Origin of the sequence: Pseudomonas syringae (assembly GCF_002157375.1) — a bacterium.
In the GTDB taxonomy this organism is placed as follows: Bacteria; Pseudomonadota; Gammaproteobacteria; order Pseudomonadales; family Pseudomonadaceae; genus Aquipseudomonas; species Aquipseudomonas syringae_T.
On sequence record NZ_MTSA01000006.1, the window covers coordinates 296579 to 314900 of the forward strand.

Genomic DNA, 18322 nt, shown 5'->3' on the forward strand with positions numbered 1-18322 from the left:
CGGCTTTTCGCGTTGCTCGCAGTGAAAGCTGCTTTCAAAGAAGCTATTTGATCAGGCGCCAGGTAAACGGGTAGCGATAATCCACACCGTCGTTGGCTTTCACCCCGGCGATGATCGCTAGCACCGCGGCGCCGATGCCAACCAGCGTCAGTAGCGCAAAACCGATCACCAGCAGTATCAACAGCATGCTGATGGTCGCCGCAATGGCCACCGTGATCTGAAAGTTGAGCGCTTCCTTGCCCTGCGCATCGATAAACGGGTCGGCGTCTTTCTTCAGCTGCCAGATAATCAGCGGCCCCAACAGGTTGCCGAACGGGAACATCAGCCCGGCAAATGCTGACAAGTGACAGAGCATCGCCCACTGGCGAGCGCTTTGTGGCGGTTTGCTCAACGGTTGCAAGCTGTCACTCATTTTCAGACTCCTGGGAGTATCAGTCGGCCAATGCGGCACGCTGCAATTCGAACAACTCGTTCATGCCCTTCTGGGCCAAGGCGAGCATCGCGTTCAGCTCTTCTGGCTGGAACGGCGCGCCCTCGGCGGTGCCCTGAACCTCAATGAAGCCACCTGCGCTGGTCATGACCACGTTCAGGTCGGTTTCGGCAGCAGAGTCTTCCAGGTAATCGAGGTCCAGAACCGGCTCGCCCTGATACATGCCAACCGACACAGCCGCGATCATCTGCTTGAGCGGGTCGCCGCCTTTCAGGCCGCCACGCTTCTTGATCACTTTCAGCGCGTCTGCCAGCGCAACCATTGCGCCAGTAATAGACGCAGTGCGGGTGCCGCCGTCGGCCTGAATGACATCGCAATCGACATACAGGGTGACGTCGCCCAGCTTGGACATGTCCAGTGCGGCACGCAGCGAACGACCGATCAGACGCTGGATTTCGAGTGTCCGACCGCCCTGTTTGCCGCGGCTGGCTTCACGCTGGTTACGCTCGCCGGTCGCTCGTGGCAGCATGCCGTATTCGGCAGTCAGCCAGCCTTGACCCTGACCCTTCAGAAAGCGTGGTACGCCGTTTTCGACGCTGACGGTGCAAATCACCTTGGTATCACCAAACTCCACCAGTACAGAACCTTCGGCGTGTTTGGTGTAGTTGCGGGTGATGCGGATCGAGCGGAGCTGATCGGCGGCGCGACCACTTGGACGTTTCATCTGAATACCTGTACTGAGACGGAAAACTGTCGGTCATTATAGAGGCCATAGCTGGAACTGGGCATCTCTAAAGTCGCTGCGGTCGGGTTGAAGGGGGTAAACCCTTGCAGAGCAGGGCCTGCGGAGGCGTTTGACACAGAATGACAGTGCCTCGCATCGCTTGTCGCACTGTCGGATTGGGAGCCTGCGCTGCACTGCGCTACAATCCTGCGCCTCTGCAGCCTGTCGGCTCGCGCGCATCCGTGGCAGCCGCTCTTTCGCGCTCCTGAGCTGAATCACCTGAACTGAACAAGAGGTACTTCCCATGGTGTACAGCATGACTGCCTTTGCCCGAGTAGAGCGGGCTGGCGCCCAAGGCACACTGAGCTGGGAATTGCGCTCGGTCAATCACCGTTACCTTGAGCCTCATCTGCGCCTGCCTGAATCGTTTCGTGATCTGGAAGGTGCGGTTCGTGAAGCGCTGCGCCAGGGGCTGTCGCGTGGCAAGGTCGAATGCACGCTGCGCTTTGTCGAGGAAACAGCCGGCAAGCCGTTGCAAGTGGATCGCGAGCGCGCAGGCCAACTGATCGCCGCCGCCGAGTCGGTTGCCGGCTTGATCAAGCAGCCTGCCGCCTTGAACCCGCTTGAGGTCCTGGCATGGCCGGGTGTGCTGGTCGCCGATGCCAGCGACCCACAGGTGTTGAACACCGAGGCGTTGACGCTGTTCAACGAAGCGCTGACCGAACTGAAGAACGGCCGTGGTCGCGAAGGCACAGACCTGGCCAGGTTGCTTGATGAGCGTTTGTCTTCCATTGTTCAGGAGGTCGCTACCCTTCGTACACTGGTGCCGCAGATGCTGGCGGCCCAGCGCCAGAAAGTCCTGGATCGCTTTGCCGACATGAAGGCCGAGCTGGACCCTCAGCGACTGGAGCAGGAAATGGTCCTGTTGGCGCAGAAAAGCGATGTCGCCGAAGAACTGGACCGTCTCAGTACACACGTCACCGAAGTGCGCCGCGTGCTCAAGGCTGGCGGTCAGGCGGGTCGCCGTCTCGACTTCCTGATGCAAGAGCTTAACCGCGAAGCGAATACCCTGGGCTCCAAGGCCTTTGACCCACGCAGCACGCAGGCTGCCGTCAACCTTAAAGTGTTGATCGAGCAGATGCGTGAGCAAGTGCAGAATATTGAGTAAGGCTGAACCTGACATGACCCATATCACCGGCACCCTGTACATCATTTCCGCCCCGTCCGGCGCGGGCAAGACCAGTCTGGTCAAAGCCTTGATGGACGCCCAGCAAGAGCCTCAGCACGGCGCGCAGGCAAAGATTCGCGTCTCGGTCTCGCACACCACCCGTGCCATGCGCCCCGGCGAAGTGGACGGCGTGAACTACAACTTCGTCGATCGTGCCGAGTTCCTGCGCATGATCGAGCATGGCGACTTCCTTGAGCAGGCCGAAGTGTTCGGCAATCTGTACGGCACCTCGCAAAGCCATTTGCAGCAGACGCTGGACGAAGGTCACGACCTGATTCTGGAAATCGACTGGCAGGGTGCCCGGCAGGTTCGCGCGCAAATGCCACAGGCCCGGTCGATCTTCATTCTGCCGCCGACCCAGCAGGCATTGCGTCAGCGCCTGACCAACCGGGGTCAGGACAGCGATGAAATCATCGAAGCCCGAATGCGCGAAGCGGTCAGCGAAATGAGCCATTACAGCGAGTACGAATACGTGGTCGTGAATGACGATTTTGCCGGCGCGCTGGAAGACCTGAAGGCCATTTTCCGTGCCAATCGTCTGACCCAGCAGCATCAGCAGGAACAATACAGCGAGCTTTTTCAGGAGTTGCTGGCCTGATCGAGTCGTTTCCGGACAGCAGGCAACAGGTTAAAAGCATGCCGTTGGTGGCGTGCCGCTTGATGCCTGGTGCTGTCCGCTTGTAAACTATCGAGTCCGCTCGCCCATCCGGGCATCGCGCATCCGCATTTGCTACGAGGAATACCCATGGCCCGCGTAACCGTTGAAGACTGCCTAGAACACGTGGATAACCGCTTTGAGCTGGTCATGCTCTCCACAAAGCGTGCCCGTCAACTGGCAACCGGCGGCAAAGAACCCAAGCTGGCGTGGGAAAATGACAAGCCTACCGTTATGGCACTGCGCGAAATCGCAGCGGGCCTGATGGATTACGCTGTAATCGCAGAAGCCGAAATCGTTGAAGATGAACCATTGTTCGCAGCGTTCGAGGACGAGTCCAACGAGGCCGTCTAAGCCTATGCCGGGTCGACGTAGTACGGCGCAGGGTAAAAGCCATTGGCAGGGGGTAGCGCCTTGCCGAGCATAGACGCCCTCGCCGATAGACTGTCGGCCTACCTCGGCAAGGATCAGGTCAATCTGGTTCGCCGAGCGTATTTCTACGCCGAACAAGCCCACGATGGCCAGCGCCGTCGCAGTGGCGAAGCCTACGTCACCCATCCTCTTGCGGTGGCGAACATTCTTGCCGACATGCACATGGACCATCAGAGCCTGATGGCTGCGATGCTGCATGACGTCATCGAAGACACCGGTATTGCCAAGGAAGCGCTCAGCGCCCAATTTGGCGAGACCGTCGCGGAACTGGTCGACGGGGTCAGCAAACTGACCCAGATGAATTTCGAGACCAAGGCCGAAGCTCAGGCAGAAAACTTTCAGAAAATGGCCATGGCCATGGCGCGCGACATTCGCGTGATCCTGGTCAAGCTCGCCGACCGCCTGCACAACATGCGCACGCTTGAAGTGCTGTCCGGCGAAAAACGTCGGCGTATCGCCAAGGAAACCCTCGAAATCTATGCCCCCATCGCCAACAGGCTGGGCATGCACAACGTGCGCATCGAATTCGAGGACCTGGGCTTCAAGGCCATGTACCCGATGCGCTCCTCGCGAATCAACCAGGCGGTCAAGCGCGCCAGGGGCAATCGCAAAGAGCTGGTCAACAAGATCGAAGAGTCACTGAGCCATTGCCTGGCAGTGGACGGTATCGAAGGCGACGTCAGCGGTCGCCAGAAACACCTGTACGGCATTTACAAGAAGATGCGCGGCAAGCGTCGGGCCTTCAACGAGATCATGGACGTTTATGCGTTCCGGATCATCGTGGACAAGGTCGATACCTGCTACCGCGTATTGGGCGCTGTACATAATTTGTACAAGCCGCTGCCAGGCCGGTTCAAGGATTACATTGCAATCCCCAAGGCCAACGGCTACCAGTCCTTGCATACGACGCTGTTCGGCATGCATGGCGTACCGATCGAAATCCAGATTCGCACCCGTGAAATGGAAGAAATGGCCAATAACGGGATCGCCGCGCACTGGCTGTACAAATCCAGTGATGACGAACAGCCCAAAGGCACTCACGCCCGTGCCCGGCAATGGGTCAAAGGCGTGCTGGAAATGCAGCAGCGTGCCGGCAACTCTCTGGAGTTCATCGAAAGCGTCAAGATCGACCTGTTCCCGGACGAGGTTTACGTCTTCACGCCGAAAGGCCGGATCATGGAGCTGCCCAAAGGCTCCACTGCGGTGGATTTCGCCTATGCGGTACACACTGACGTCGGCAACAGCTGTATTGCCTGCCGGATCAACCGCCGACTGGCGCCATTGTCCGAACCGTTGCAAAGCGGCTCGACCGTCGAGATTGTCAGCGCCCCCGGCGCACGTCCGAACCCGGCTTGGCTGAACTTCGTCGTGACCGGCAAGGCACGCACTCATATTCGTCACGCGCTCAAACTGCAGCGCCGTTCCGAGTCGATCAATCTTGGCGAGCGCTTGTTGAACAAGGTGCTCAACGGCTTTGAGTGCAGCCTGGAGAAAATCACGCCGGAGCGTATCCAGCTGGTGCTGAACGAGTATCGGGTCGAGGTGCTGGAAGACCTGCTCGAAGACATCGGTCTGGGCAACCGCATGGCCTATGTGGTCGCCCGCCGCTTGCTGGGTGAAGGCGATCAGTTGCCCAGCCCTGAAGGCCCGCTGGCCATTCGCGGCACCGAAGGTCTGGTGCTCAGCTATGCAAAATGCTGTACGCCCATCCCTGGCGATCCGATTGTCGGCCATTTGTCCGCCGGCAAGGGCATGGTTGTACACCTGGATAACTGCCGCAACATCAGTGAAATCCGCCACAACCCGGAAAAATGCATCCAGCTTTCCTGGGCCAAGGACGTTACTGGCGAATTCAATGTCGAACTGCGTGTCGAACTGGAGCATCAGCGTGGCCTGATCGCCCTGCTGGCCAGCAGCGTCAACGCGGCAGACGGCAATATCGAAAAAATCAGCATGGACGAGCGCGATGGTCGTATCAGCGTGGTCCAACTGGTGGTCAGCGTACACGACCGTGTGCATCTGGCACGTGTGATCAAGAAACTGCGCGCCCTGGCCGGTGTTACCCGTATCACCCGGATGCGCGCGTAGGCCATTCAATCATCAGGAGTTATTCATGACCAAGACTGTCATCACCAGCGATAAAGCCCCTGCGGCCATCGGCCCTTATTCCCAGGCGATCAAAGCTGGCAATACCGTCTACATGTCCGGACAGATTCCGCTGGACCCGAACACGATGGAGCTGGTCGAAGGCATCGAAGCCCAGATCACTCAGGTGTTTGAAAACCTGAAGTCAGTGGCTGAGGCGGCGGGCGGCTCGTTCAAGGACATCGTCAAACTGAATATCTTTTTGACCGACCTGGGCCACTTCGCCAAGGTCAATGAAATCATGGGCACCTACTTCACGCAGCCTTATCCGGCGCGTGCGGCTATCGGCGTTGCGGCATTGCCGCGTGGCGCTCAGGTTGAAATGGACGCCATTCTCGTCATCGAATAAATTTCCCGACGGAGCGCGATCTGTGCGCTCCGTTCTCCCTGAAGGAAGGAATCCGTTATGCGCTCCGCGCTCGCCATCTCGCTGCTCGCCTTCATTCTGGGCGGCTGCGCCAGCCACGCCGACCGCAATCCGGACGGCACCTGGATCAATCAGACCGCCATCGACGCCGCTGTCAAACAAGGCAACTTGCGTCAGGCACTGCTCGCCAACGGTCCCAACCTGGAATGGCAAATCAACTCCAAAACCAACCAGGCCATTTATTCCAATGGCTTCGAGCTGGGTGAAGGCAAGATTGTCAGTGCCGCCGAAGGCAAGCTTCACATCGATTTCTACGGCAATTTCTTTGAAGACCTGAGCGTCAAGGGTGACGAACTGGTTCAAGCGGCCAGCGAATCCGGCCCTGAACAGCACTTCCAGAAGCCCGACGCTCCGGCACCTGAAGGCGCACAGCCAGGCACCAGCTTTGAAAAAGCCCTGTACGGCGCTTACATGGGTGGCAAATGGACCATCGTCGAAGGCGATGGCCAAGGCAGCACCGTGCAATTCATGCCTGACGGCAGTGTGCAGGGGCTTCCGGAAAATGATCGTTACGCACTGTGTCTTGCTGGCGATTGTGCAGCCATGAGCGGTGAATACGACAGCATGTGGCTGGAGAAGGCCGAAAAGGGTAACCCGTGGATCTTCGCCCGCAAAGGCAAGCAACTGGAGATTTTCCAGGCCATGAACAATGCCGGTGCCGACCAGATGCCTGAGCTGCGTCCAGGCCCGCGTCGCTGGTTGCTGGAGCAGCAATAAGCGATTGATGATTCATGAGCGCCGAGCAGGCGCTCATGAACAGCGTTCTACCCCAGCAGAGCCGCATAACCAGCCCGGTAATCCGGGTACATCGGTGCCCATCCCAATGCACGTGCCCTCGCATTGCTGCAGCGCTTGCTGCCAACGCGCTGCACGCTGACATTGTCCGACCATTCGGTCACACCCAGATAGCTGCGTATCCACGCCACCACATCGGCCAGCGCGGCTGGATCATCGTCGACGCCCAGGTAACAGGGTTCAAGTTCAACGCCCCGGTTGTCTGCCTGCAGCAGATGCTCCAGCAAGCTGGCGGCATCGTCGGCATGAATCCGGTTGGCATAGACCGGAGGGTCGATCCTGACGCTGTGGCCTTGGCGCACTCGATTCGACAGGTCACTGCGGCCAGGGCCGTAGATACCGGTCAGTCTTACTGCGGTGGCCGGCACGCCGCTGTTCAGTGCGAGTTGTTCGGCTTCCAGCATCACAGTGCCGGTGTAACCGCCAGGCTCGGTTGCTGAATCCTCGTCCACCCACTCTCCGTTTTGCTGCCCGTAGACGCCGCTGCTTGAAACAAAGATCAGCCGCTTTGGCCGCTGGCCGGTCTGCTCAAGCCAGCTCAAGACGTTGCGCAGGCCTTCTACATAAGCCATCCGGTAGCCTGCCTCGTCCCGCTGTGAAGGCGTCGCGCAGTACACCACATAGTCCAGCGTCGCAGTCGGCCACTGCGCGGGCCTGCCGGTCTGGAACAGATCACCCTCCACGCCGACAACCCCGGCCGGCAGTTCCGAAACGGTACGTCGAAGCCCATGCACGACCCAGCCATGAGGCATCAGCCGAGTCGCGAGTCGAGAGCCGATATCGCCGCAGCCGGCAATCAGAAGCGAAGGAGCGGTCATTCGATATCTCCACAAGAAGGTGATTTTGCCACCTTAAAAAAGCGTCGTTCAAAAGCGGTGGCCAGGCAAAGATGTAAAAAAGATACAGTATTACTTTTGTTAACAAGAACGATTTGCAATAATGGCAGCCCGTTTGTTCCCTAGAAACGTCGATAGCTCTGCGCGACGCACTGGAACCATTCCCTATTTCTCTCTCAGGTCCGGCCAGCATGACACGTATTCAATCAATCGCTTCGCCAACCAAGCTGCCCCGCTTGCCTCGTGCATGGCGCGGTGTTGCAGCCCTTGTCTTGAGTCTGATGCTCGCACCGATGGCGTTCGCTGATCAATCGGCACCGGCTTCTGCACCCGTTGCTGCTCCGGCTGCCAGTGCGCCAGCCGCGACCGAGGCCGCCGTGCCAGACGCTGCTGCGCCTGCACCCGCTCTGGAGCCGGTGGCCGAAGACAACAGCCTGGGCATGGCGCACGACCTGTCGCCGTGGGGCATGTATCAGAACGCCGACATCGTGGTCAAAGCGGTCATGATCGGCCTGGCCATCGCATCGATCATTACGTGGACCATCTGGATTTCCAAGGGTTTCGAGCTGCTGGGGGCCAAGCGCCGTCTGCGCGGTGAGATCGTCAACCTGAAAAAGGCCCGTTCCCTGAACGAAGCCAGTGCCAGCGCCAGCAAGGAAGGCACCCTCGCTCACCTGCTGGTGCATGACGCGCTCGAAGAAATGCGCTTGTCGGCCAACAGCCGCGAGCGTGAAGGTATCAAGGAGCGTGTCAGTTTCCGTCTCGAGCGTCTGGTGGCTGCCTGTGGCCGTAACATGAGCATGGGCACCGGCGTGTTGGCGACCATTGGTTCGACGGCACCGTTCGTGGGCTTGTTCGGTACGGTCTGGGGCATCATGAACAGCTTCATCGGCATCGCCAAGACACAAACCACCAACCTCGCCGTGGTTGCGCCCGGTATTGCCGAAGCATTGCTGGCGACGGCTCTGGGTCTGGTTGCGGCGATTCCTGCGGTCGTGATCTACAACGTGTTTGCTCGCTCCATCGCCGGTTACAAGGCCCAGGTTTCCGACGCCTCGGCCCAGGTTCTGCTGCTGGTCAGCCGTGATCTGGACCATCTGCCAGAACCGACCGAGCGCAACCAACAACAACCGCACATGGTCAAGGTGGGCTAACACGTGGGCCTGCATCTTAACGAAGGCGGCGACGATCTCGCCGAGAACCACGAAATCAACGTGACGCCGTTCATCGACGTCATGCTGGTGCTGTTGATCATCTTCATGGTGGCCGCTCCACTGGCTACCGTGGACATAAAAGTCGACCTGCCGGCTTCCACAGCCAAGCCGCAGCCCAGGCCCGAGAAACCGATCTTCCTCAGCGTCAAGGCCGACAAGGGCCTGTACCTGGGCGAAGAGAAGGTCGCTCGCGAACAGATCGGCCAGGTTCTGGACGCACGGACCAAAGGCAAGAAGGACACCACGATCTTCTTCCAGGCCGATAAGGGCGTCGATTACGGCGACCTGATGGAGGTCATGAACACGCTTCGGAGTGCGGGTTACCTGAAGGTCGGTCTGGTAGGTCTTGAGACGGCTGGTAAGAAATGATCAGTACGCGCCAAAAACTGACGCGCTATAGCGGTAGTCTGTTGTTGGTGCTGGCCGTGCATGCTATTGCAATTATTGTTGCCGTTCGCTGGCCTGCGTCGCAGCCGGTCGAGCTGCCACCGGCCGCCATGATGGTCGAACTTGCACCCGTGCCCGAGCCCGCGCCGCCGCCACCGCCGAAGGTCGTCCAGCCACCTCAACCGCCTGTGCCCGAAGAGCAGGCGCCCATGCCGGAAGTCGCGCAAGCGCCGAAGCCGGAAATCGTGGTGCCCAAGAAGGTAGAGAAGCCCAAACCCAAGCCGCAGCCGCCAAAGCCGCAGAAAAAGCCTGAGCCGCCCAAGGAAGAGCCTGCCGCCGAAAAACCGGTCGATACGCCACCGACGACCGCCAAACCGGAAAAGTCAGCGGCTCCGACGCCACCTGCGCCGCCTTCGCCGCCCAGCAATGCGTTGCCGAATTGGCAGGGTGACCTGTTAGGGCACCTGAGCAAGTACAAGAAGTACCCCGAGGATGCACGCCGTCGTGGCATGCAGGGCGTTGCCCGCCTGCGGTTTGTGGTGGACGCGGACGGTAACGTGCTTTCGTACTCGATTGCCGCCAGTTCGGGCAGTTCGTCGCTGGACCGGGCGACCATGGAAATGATCCGTCGCGCGCAACCGCTGCCGAAACCGCCCAAGGAAATCCTCAACAACGGCACCATTGAAATCCTTGCACCGTTTGTTTATTCGCTGGATAAACGCTGAATCGCACTTTTGTTACGCATGAGTGCTTCTGATAACGTGCGTCTATCGATTGCACCCGCTATGCTGGGGCCGCAACTTCATGGACGCACGTTATGACTCTTACAGAATTGCGCTACATCGTTACGCTCGCTCAAGAGCAGCATTTTGGTCACGCGGCCGAACGCTGCCACGTCAGCCAGCCAACGCTGTCAGTGGGTGTGAAGAAACTCGAAGACGAACTCGGTGTGCTGATTTTCGAGCGCAGCAAGAGCGCCGTGCGTCTCACACCTGTGGGTGAAGGGATCGTTGCTCAGGCCCAGAAGGTGCTTGAGCAGGCTCAAGGCATTCGCGAGCTGGCCCAGGCAGGCAAGAATCAGCTGACGGCTCCGCTGAAAGTCGGCGCGATCTACACCGTCGGCCCTTACCTGTTCCCTCATTTGATTCCGCAACTGCATCGGGTCGCCCCGCAAATGCCGTTGTACATCGAAGAAAACTTCACGCACGTGTTGCGCGACAAGCTGCGTAACGGCGAGCTGGATGCCGTCATCATCGCTTTACCGTTCAACGAAGCCGATGTATTGACCCTGCCTCTCTACGACGAGCCGTTCTCGGTGCTGATGCCGGCCGACCATCCCTGGACCCAGAAAGAGTCCATCGACGCGTCGGCCCTCAATGACAAGAGTCTGCTGTTGCTGGGTGAAGGCCATTGTTTCCGTGATCAGGTGCTTGAAGCCTGCCCGGCGTTGGGCAAAGGCAACGAAGGCGCCAAGCACACGACGGTCGAGTCCAGCTCGCTGGAAACCATTCGCCACATGGTTGCGTCCGGGCTGGGCATTTCGATCCTGCCGCTGTCTGCCGTCGACAGCCATCACTATGCGCCCGGTGTGATTGAAGTGCGCCCGTTGACGCCGCCAGTGCCGTTCCGCACCGTTGCCATCGCGTGGCGTGCGAGCTTCCCGCGGCCCAAGGCCATCGAGATTCTTGCCGACTCTGCACGCTTGTGTTCAGTGGCACGTCCGAAACCCGTCGCGAGCTAGGCAGAAAAGAAATGAGCGAGCTTTCCCGGGTCTCGGTCACCGCGCTCAAGGGCGTCGGTGAGGCGATGGCAGAAAAGCTGGCCAGGGTCGGTCTGGAAAACCTGCAGGACGTGCTGTTCCATTTGCCGTTGCGTTATCAGGACCGGACTCGCATCGTGCCGATCGGTGCGTTGCGCCCCGGTCAGGATGCCGTGATCGAAGGCGTCGTCAGCGGTGCCGACGTGGTGATGGGCAAGCGCCGCAGCCTGCTGGTAAGGCTCGGTGACGGCACTGGCGTCGTCAGCCTGCGTTTCTATCATTTCAGCAATGCCCAGAAAGAAAGCATGAAGCGTGGCACGCACCTGCGCTGTTTCGGTGAGGCCCGTCCCGGTGCTTCCGGGCTGGAAATCTATCACCCTGAATACCGTGCGATCACCGGTGACGAACCTCCGCCCGTCGAACAGACACTCACGCCCATCTATCCCACGACCGAGGGTCTGACCCAGCAGCGTTTACGTCAGTTGTGTCAGCAAAGTCTGGCGATGCTCGGCCCTAAAAGCCTGCCTGACTGGCTGCCGGACGAACTGGCCCGGGACTATCAACTGGCACCGCTGGATGACGCGATCCGCTACCTGCATCATCCGCCCGCCGATGCTGACGTCGATGAGTTGGCCCTTGGACATCATTGGGCGCAGCACCGTCTGGCTTTCGAAGAGCTGCTGACCCATCAGCTTTCCCAGCAGCGCTTGCGTGAAAGCCTGCGCTCGCAACGTGCTCCGGCGTTGCCAGTCGCGAAGAAACTGCCGAAACAATTTTTCGCCAACCTGGGTTTTGCGCCCACCGGTGCCCAGCAGCGCGTTGGCAAGGAAGTGGCCTACGACCTCAGCCAGCCAGAGCCGATGCTGCGCCTGATTCAGGGCGACGTAGGCTCGGGCAAGACCGTGGTCGCCGCATTGGCGGCCTTGCAGGCGCTGGAAGCGGGTTATCAAGTGGCGTTGATGGCGCCTACGGAAATTCTCGCCGAGCAGCATTACATCAACTTTCAGCGTTGGCTCGAGCCGCTGGGCGTGGGTGTGGCGTGGCTGGCGGGCAAGCTCAAGGGCAAGGCGCGTGTCACGTCACTGGAGCAGATTGCCAGCGGGACGCCGATGGTGGTGGGCACCCACGCGCTGTTTCAGGACGAAGTGCAGTTCAAGAACCTGGCGCTGGTGATCATCGACGAGCAGCACCGCTTCGGCGTTCAGCAGCGTCTGGCACTGCGCAAAAAGGGCGTGGGAGGCCTGATGTGCCCGCATCAGTTGATCATGACCGCCACGCCGATCCCGCGCACGCTGGCCATGAGCGCCTACGCCGATCTGGACACCTCGATCCTCGATGAGCTGCCACCCGGCCGTACGCCGGTCAATACCGTGCTGGTTGCCGACAGCCGCCGGCTGGAAGTGGTTGAGCGTGTGCGTGCGGCCTGCGCCGAGGGGCGGCAGGCGTATTGGGTCTGTACGTTGATTGAAGAATCAGAAGAACTGACCTGCAAGGCCGCTGAAACCACGTACGAAGAACTCAGCAGTGCGCTGGGCGAGGTGCGTGTCGGGCTGATCCACGGGCGCATGAAGCCTGCAGAAAAAGCCGCGATCATGGCCGAATTCAAGCAGGGCGCTCTGCAATTGCTGGTGGCGACCACGGTCATCGAAGTCGGTGTCGACGTGCCTAATTCCAGCCTGATGATCATCGAGAACCCGGAGCGCCTCGGGCTGGCCCAGTTGCACCAGTTGCGTGGCCGGGTTGGTCGCGGCAGTGCCGTCAGTCACTGTGTGCTGCTCTATCACCCGCCGCTTTCACAAATCGGCCGTCAGCGGCTGGGCATCATGCGTGAAACCAACGATGGCTTTGTGATCGCTGAAAAGGATCTTGAACTGCGTGGTCCCGGTGAAATGCTCGGAACGCGACAAACGGGCCTGCTGCAATTCAAGGTCGCGGACCTGATGCGCGATGCCGACCTGCTCCCGGCTGTACGCGACGCAGCCCAGGCCCTGCTTGAGCGCTGGCCGCAACACGTCAGCCCGTTACTGGACCGATGGCTGCGTCATGGCCAGCAGTATGGCCAGGTGTGATGCAGGCTACGCTTTGAACACCACGTTCAACCGAAAAGGAATAACGTGGTTATACTTCAAAAAATGTAGGAAATTGGACAAAGCCCATGACAGAAGTTGCCCACGTCAATGATTCGCACCATGCGCCGTCGGTTATCCGGCAGTTGCTTGAAAAATTGGCTATCAGCTACAACGAAGTCATGGACGACAAAAGCCTGCCTCCGGCGCGCAAGGTCCAGGCCGTGCTGGTGGAGGACGCTGTCGGTGCCTTGCTGATCCTGTTTCCGCAAAGCCAGTTGCTGGACCTCAGCCGCATCACCGAGCTGACTGGCCGCCAATTGACTGCGGTGTCACACGAGCGATTGGCACGCATGCTGACCAAGCACAACCTCCAGGTGCTGCCGGGTCTGCCTGCGCTGACCAGCTCACCGTGCCTTTACGACGAACGTCTGCTGCAGGAGCCGAGGCTGCTCGTGGGGTCGGGTGAGCCGGGCATTCTGCTCGAAATCAGCAGTGACGACTTCAAAGGCATGCTGAGCAAGGCCAGCGCTGCGCACTTCGGCCAGTCAGTAGAGGCGATCCATCCCAATCTTGATCGCCCCGCCGATGATCCTGCAGAAATCACCCAGGCCATGCACGCCTTCACGGCGCGCCGTATTCAGCAGCGCCTGGAAGCGACGCTGGAAATTCCGCCATTGGCCGGCACTGCTCAGAAAATCATCAAACTTCGGGTCGATCCCGATGCGACCATCGATGACATCACCGGTGTCGTCGAGACCGACCCTGCATTGGCCGCACAGGTTGTGAGCTGGGCGGCTTCGCCTTATTACGCCTCCACCGGCAAGATTCGCTCGGTTGAAGATGCCATCGTCCGCGTGCTGGGCTTTGATCTGGTGATCAACCTGGCGCTGGGCCTCGCGTTGGGCAAAACCTTGAGCCTGCCCAAGGATCAGCCGCAACAGACCACGCCTTACTGGCAGCAGTCGATCTACACCGCGGCGGTCATCGAAGGCCTGACCCGCGCTATCCCGCGCGCCAAGCGCCCGGAAGGCGGCCTGAGCTACCTCGCGGGCCTGCTGCACAATTTCGGTTATCTGCTGCTCGCTCACGTATTTCCGCCGCACTTCACGCTGATCTGCCGTCAGCTTGAGGTCAATCCGCACCTGCACCACAGTTACATCGAACATCACCTGCTGGGCATCAGCCGCGAGCAGATCGGCGCCTGGCTGATGCGCTACTGGGACATGCCGGACGAACTCGCCACTGCGCTGCGCTTCCAGCACGACCCGCATTACACCGGCGAGCATCACGCTTACGCCAATCTGGTTTACCTGGCCGTACGGCTGTTGCGCGCCAACGGTATCGGCGCCGGCCCTCAGCAAGAAATCCCCGACGAACTGTTCGAACGCTTGGGTCTGACCCGCGAAAAAGCCAACGAGTCTGTGAAAAAGGTGCTGGAAGCAGAGGTATTGCTGCGCGAGCTGGCGTCGCAGTTCAGCAAGTAACACCGTGCAGGCGCCCCCTACTCAGGTGGGCGCCGTTTCCGCAACCTTACCTCCCCGCGCCTCTCTCTGTGGTGCGCCATGACATTTGCGACAATAAAATTCCCATCGCCGTTGATTGAAAGGTCGGTGAAAGCTTGGGCAATTAGCATCGACCCACTTCCGGCAAAAAGACCGGTTAGCCAGGAACGGACTCCAAGGTGTTTCAGGCCCAATTAACAACAATAATGGTGATTCCGATGCTTGCTGACTTTTCTTTCTACACCCTCCTTGCGCCCCCACTCCACGTACCGATCCTGCTGAGCTGATTCGTTCATTTCACGTTCTGTAGCCGTTTGACGTCTGGAGTATTCCCATGCTGACTTTCCTTGGCTTTGCCATGGTTATTGCGTTCATGTACCTGATCATGAGCAAGCGCCTGACTGCGCTGATCGCCCTGATTCTGGTCCCGATCATCTTTGCCCTGTTCGGCGGCTTCGCGTCGCAGATCGGCCCGATGATGCTCGCGGGTATCACCAAGCTGGCGCCGACCGGCGTGATGCTGATGTTCGCCATTCTGTACTTTGCGCTGATGATCGACTCCGGCCTGTTCGACCCGGCCGTGCGCAAGATCCTGAAAATGGTCAAAGGCGACCCGATGCGCATCTCGATCGGCACCGCAGTGCTGGCGCTGGTGGTGTCCCTCGACGGTGATGGCGCGACCACCTACATGATCTGCGTTGCTGCCATGCTGCCGCTGTACAGCCGCGTCGGCATGAGCCCGCGCATCATGGCCGGTCTGATCATTCTGGCAGGCGGCGTGATGAACATGACCCCATGGGGCGGCCCGACCGCGCGTGCGGCCAGTGCGCTGCATGTCGATGCATCCGATATCTTCGTGCCGATGATCCCTGCCATGCTGGCCGGTGTGGTTGCGATTCTGGCGATTGCCTACTTCTACGGCAAACGCGAGCGCGCTCGTCTTGGCGAACTGCACCTTAAAGGTGATGAAGTCGACCACAGCGAAATCAGCGTTTCGCAGTTCCCGGATGCACGCCGTCCAAAACTGATCTGGTTCAACGGCGCGCTGACCCTGGCGCTGATGGTTGCCCTGATCATGGGCCTGCTGCCGCTGCCAGTGCTGTTCATGATCGCATTCAGTATCGCGATGATCATCAACTACCCGAACCTGCAAGACCAGAAGGACCGCGTTTCGGCCCACGCCGGTAGCGTACTGGCGGTGGTTGGCCTGATCTTCGCAGCAGGTATCTTCACCGGCATCCTGTCCGGCACCGGCATGGTCGATGCGATGTCGAAAAGCCTGCTGGCAGTCATCCCTGACGCATTGGGCCCTTACCTCGCTGTCATCACTGCGCTGGTGAGCATGCCGTTCACGTTCTTCATGTCCAACGATGCGTTCTACTACGGCGTACTGCCAGTGCTGTCCGAAGCCGCCGCCCACTACGGCATCAGCCCGGTGGAAATGGCCCGCGCTTCGATCGTCGGTCAGCCGGTCCACTTGCTCAGCCCGCTGGTGCCGTCGACTTACCTGCTGGTGGCGCTGGCCGGTATCGAGTTTGGCGACCACCAGCGCTTCACCCTGAAATGGGCGATTCTGGTGTGCATGTGCATTCTGGTTGCCGCGCTGCTGATGGGGATCTTCCCGCTCTATAGCAGCATGTAATTCCCGCCAGGCTTTACCAAAACTCGCCGTCGACGTGATCGTTGACGGCGAGTTTTTGCGTTTGGGCCATCAATTGGTTGAAGGCCGATATTGCAACGCCTCGGCCAAGTGGTTGCGAGTGATCGCGTCCACCTGTTCCAGATCCGCCAGCGTGCGCGCCACTTTCAGCAGCCGATGCGCCGAGCGCAGTGACAAGGTCAGACGCTCGCAGGCGGTTTCCAGCCAGTTTTCATCGGTGCCGGACAGCACGCAGTGCTCGCGCAGCCCTGGCAGATCAAGAAACGCATTGGCGCAGCCCTGACGTCGCTGCTGCCGTTCGCGGGCCTGCGCAACCACCGCTGCGGCGCTGGCGGTGTTTTCACGGGTGGTCGGGTCGGGGTTGAGCGCCGTGGCCTCGCGGGCGACTGTCAGGTGCAGGTCGATCCTGTCCAGCAACGGGCCGGACAGCTTGTTGCGGTAGCGCTGCACCTGTTCGGTGGAACAGCGGCAGCGCCCGGTCGGCTCACCAAGGTATCCACAGGGGCACGGATTCATCGCCGCCACCAACTGAAACCGCGCCGGAAAGCGCACGCGATCCCGCGCACGGGAAATCACGATATGCCCGGACTCCAGCGGCTCACGCAGAACCTCAAGCACTCGGCGATCAAACTCCGGCAGCTCATCAAGAAACAAAACGCCGTGGTGGGCGAGGGTGATTTCACCAGGCTGCGGACGACTGCCGCCGCCCACCAACGCAGGGCCTGATGCCGAATGATGCGGCTGTCGAAACGGTCGCTGCGGCCAACGGGTCAGCGGCACCTGACTGGCGACCGACTGGATCGCCGCCACCTCCAGCGCTTCATGCTCGTCCAGCGGCGGCAACAAACCCGGCAGGCGACTGGCGAGCAACGTCTTGCCGGTGCCTGGCGGCCCACTGAACAACAGGTTATGCGCCCCGGCTGCAGCAATGACCAACGCACGCTTCGCTGCGGTCTGGCCCTGCACTTCGCTTAAATCGGGATACGGTTTGGGCTGATGCAACAGGCCGCTGGACTGATAGGGCGCAATCACCGTGCGCCCGTTGAAATGCGCGACCAGCTCCAGCAAATGACTCACCGCAATAACCCGCAACCCGGACGCCAGACAGGCTTCCTCGGCATTCACCGCGGGGATAATCAACGTCCGCTCCGCCGCACGCGCCGCCAGCGCAGCAGGCAACACCCCCTGAATCGGCCGAATCGCCCCCGACAGCGCCAGCTCGCCGAGGCATTCAACATCCTGCAACGCAACCAACGGCACTTGCCCGCTGGCGGCCAGCAACCCCAGCGCAATCGCCAGGTCAAATCGCCCGCCATCCTTGGGCAAATCTGCTGGCGCAAGATTAAGCGTGATGCGCCGCGCCGGAAAATCCAGCCCGGAATTGAGAATCGCACTGCGCACCCGGTCCTTGCTCTCCTTGACCGCACCCTCCGGCAACCCCACCAGCGTCAGAGCCGGCAGGCCGTTGGCCAGATGCGCTTCAACAGTAACCGCCGGGGCTTCCACCCCGACCTGGGCACGACTATGGACGATAGCCAGCGACATGGATCATTCCTTGATATGAGCGATGGGCGGGTATGGTGCTTTATTTGGCGGGTGAGGGTGGGAGGGGAATGGATACAGGGTGTGAGGGGAGAGTGCGAAAGGCCCTTCGCTCCAGCGTGCTATCGCCAGCATGGCAGGCCATTGCCATCGGCTATCTTCCTTCCCCTGCTTTTACACACAGCTAAAACTTGTGACGCGCAAACCCTTGCGCATCACATAGCCGTTTGGGCTGGCCACGTCCTCTATATACAAGTCCTTCAGCACCGAAACCAGCCTGCGCATCGTCCTGCAAAAACCTGCGCATTTTTTCGCGTTTTTTTACCTGGTCGTTGAGCTTGTTTTTCACGCAGCGCCCCTATCTGCCTGTTTTCAATAGATAAAAATATTTTCGGCACACATTTTGGAATGCAGTTCTGCATAAGGCGGGTGAATGGCCCGTTGCTGCGCAGAGAATTTCCCGCATGACCGATAAAAACGGCACCCATCAACAACGACGTGCTGCACGCTTCCCCAA

The 18322-nt window shown here is 59.9% G+C and carries 18 protein-coding genes; 13 read left to right on the plus strand and 5 right to left on the minus strand.

What is annotated here, in order from left to right; translation table 11 throughout:
* Positions 1-43: 43 nt before the first annotated feature.
* Positions 44-412: a DUF4870 domain-containing protein gene (locus BW686_RS10025; protein WP_084916144.1), complete on the minus strand. Its 369-nt coding sequence runs from the start codon at positions 410-412 to the stop codon at positions 44-46.
* 19 nt (positions 413-431) lie between these two features.
* Entirely contained in the window at positions 432-1154 is a 723-nt protein-coding gene (gene rph / locus BW686_RS10030; RefSeq protein WP_084916145.1) for a ribonuclease PH, read from the minus strand.
* A gap of 304 nt (positions 1155-1458) precedes the next feature.
* Between rph and BW686_RS10035 the strand changes: the two genes are divergently transcribed.
* The 6 genes from BW686_RS10035 (at position 1459) to BW686_RS10060 (ending at position 6758) form a co-directional block, all read left to right on the plus strand.
* The gene (locus tag BW686_RS10035) at positions 1459-2322 is read left to right on the plus strand and encodes a YicC/YloC family endoribonuclease (RefSeq protein ID WP_084916146.1); all 864 of its coding nucleotides are present in this window, start codon (positions 1459-1461) and stop codon (positions 2320-2322) included.
* Positions 2323-2335: 13 nt separating this feature from the next.
* Positions 2336-2980: a guanylate kinase gene (gmk, locus tag BW686_RS10040; RefSeq protein WP_084916147.1), complete on the plus strand. Its 645-nt coding sequence runs from the start codon at positions 2336-2338 to the stop codon at positions 2978-2980.
* A 147-nt stretch (positions 2981-3127) separates the two neighbouring features.
* Positions 3128-3391: a DNA-directed RNA polymerase subunit omega gene (rpoZ, locus tag BW686_RS10045; RefSeq protein ID WP_002551500.1), complete on the plus strand. Its 264-nt coding sequence runs from the start codon at positions 3128-3130 to the stop codon at positions 3389-3391.
* 60 nt (positions 3392-3451) lie between these two features.
* Positions 3452-5557 carry a bifunctional GTP diphosphokinase/guanosine-3',5'-bis pyrophosphate 3'-pyrophosphohydrolase gene (gene spoT, locus BW686_RS10050; protein ID WP_084916148.1) on the plus strand — a complete coding sequence of 702 codons (2106 nt, stop codon included), beginning with the start codon at positions 3452-3454 and terminating at the stop codon, positions 5555-5557.
* 25 nt (positions 5558-5582) lie between these two features.
* Positions 5583-5963: a RidA family protein gene (locus tag BW686_RS10055; protein ID WP_084916149.1), complete on the plus strand. Its 381-nt coding sequence runs from the start codon at positions 5583-5585 to the stop codon at positions 5961-5963.
* 57 nt (positions 5964-6020) lie between these two features.
* Positions 6021-6758, plus strand: coding sequence for a hypothetical protein (locus BW686_RS10060; RefSeq protein ID WP_084916150.1), 738 nt, complete (start codon positions 6021-6023; stop codon positions 6756-6758).
* 47 nt (positions 6759-6805) lie between these two features.
* On the opposite strand, the gene BW686_RS10065 is transcribed toward BW686_RS10060, so the two are convergent.
* Positions 6806-7654: an SDR family oxidoreductase gene (locus tag BW686_RS10065; RefSeq protein ID WP_084916151.1), complete on the minus strand. Its 849-nt coding sequence runs from the start codon at positions 7652-7654 to the stop codon at positions 6806-6808.
* Positions 7655-7863: 209 nt separating this feature from the next.
* On the opposite strand from BW686_RS10065, the gene exbB reads away from it, so the two are divergent.
* The 7 genes from exbB to BW686_RS10100 all read left to right on the plus strand — a co-directional run bounded on the left by exbB (position 7864) and on the right by BW686_RS10100 (position 16245).
* A complete protein-coding gene (exbB, locus tag BW686_RS10070) occupies positions 7864-8826 on the plus strand; it encodes a tonB-system energizer ExbB (RefSeq protein WP_084916152.1) in 963 nt (320 codons plus the stop codon).
* Between the two features lie 3 nt (positions 8827-8829).
* Complete coding sequence (gene exbD / locus BW686_RS10075; protein ID WP_084916153.1) at positions 8830-9255, plus strand: TonB system transport protein ExbD; 426 nt, start codon at positions 8830-8832, stop codon at positions 9253-9255.
* On the plus strand, positions 9252-9998 hold the full coding sequence (locus BW686_RS10080) for an energy transducer TonB (RefSeq protein ID WP_084916154.1): 747 nt from the start codon (positions 9252-9254) through the stop codon (positions 9996-9998). The genes exbD and BW686_RS10080 overlap by 4 nt, the downstream gene beginning before the upstream one ends.
* A gap of 92 nt (positions 9999-10090) precedes the next feature.
* Positions 10091-11014, plus strand: coding sequence for a hydrogen peroxide-inducible genes activator (locus tag BW686_RS10085; RefSeq protein WP_084916155.1), 924 nt, complete (start codon positions 10091-10093; stop codon positions 11012-11014).
* Positions 11015-11025: 11 nt separating this feature from the next.
* On the plus strand, positions 11026-13101 hold the full coding sequence (gene recG / locus BW686_RS10090) for an ATP-dependent DNA helicase RecG (protein ID WP_084916156.1): 2076 nt from the start codon (positions 11026-11028) through the stop codon (positions 13099-13101).
* An 86-nt stretch (positions 13102-13187) separates the two neighbouring features.
* Complete coding sequence (locus BW686_RS10095) at positions 13188-14585, plus strand: aminoacyl-tRNA deacylase and HDOD domain-containing protein (protein ID WP_084916157.1); 1398 nt, start codon at positions 13188-13190, stop codon at positions 14583-14585.
* 352 nt (positions 14586-14937) lie between these two features.
* Complete coding sequence (locus tag BW686_RS10100; RefSeq protein WP_005887737.1) at positions 14938-16245, plus strand: CitMHS family transporter; 1308 nt, start codon at positions 14938-14940, stop codon at positions 16243-16245.
* 69 nt (positions 16246-16314) lie between these two features.
* On the opposite strand, the gene BW686_RS10105 is transcribed toward BW686_RS10100, so the two are convergent.
* Entirely contained in the window at positions 16315-17808 is a 1494-nt protein-coding gene (locus tag BW686_RS10105; RefSeq protein WP_084916158.1) for a YifB family Mg chelatase-like AAA ATPase, read from the minus strand.
* A 257-nt stretch (positions 17809-18065) separates the two neighbouring features.
* Positions 18066-18322: hypothetical protein (locus BW686_RS26970; RefSeq protein ID WP_218775744.1), on the minus strand; the 257-nt coding region annotated here is incomplete at its 5' end.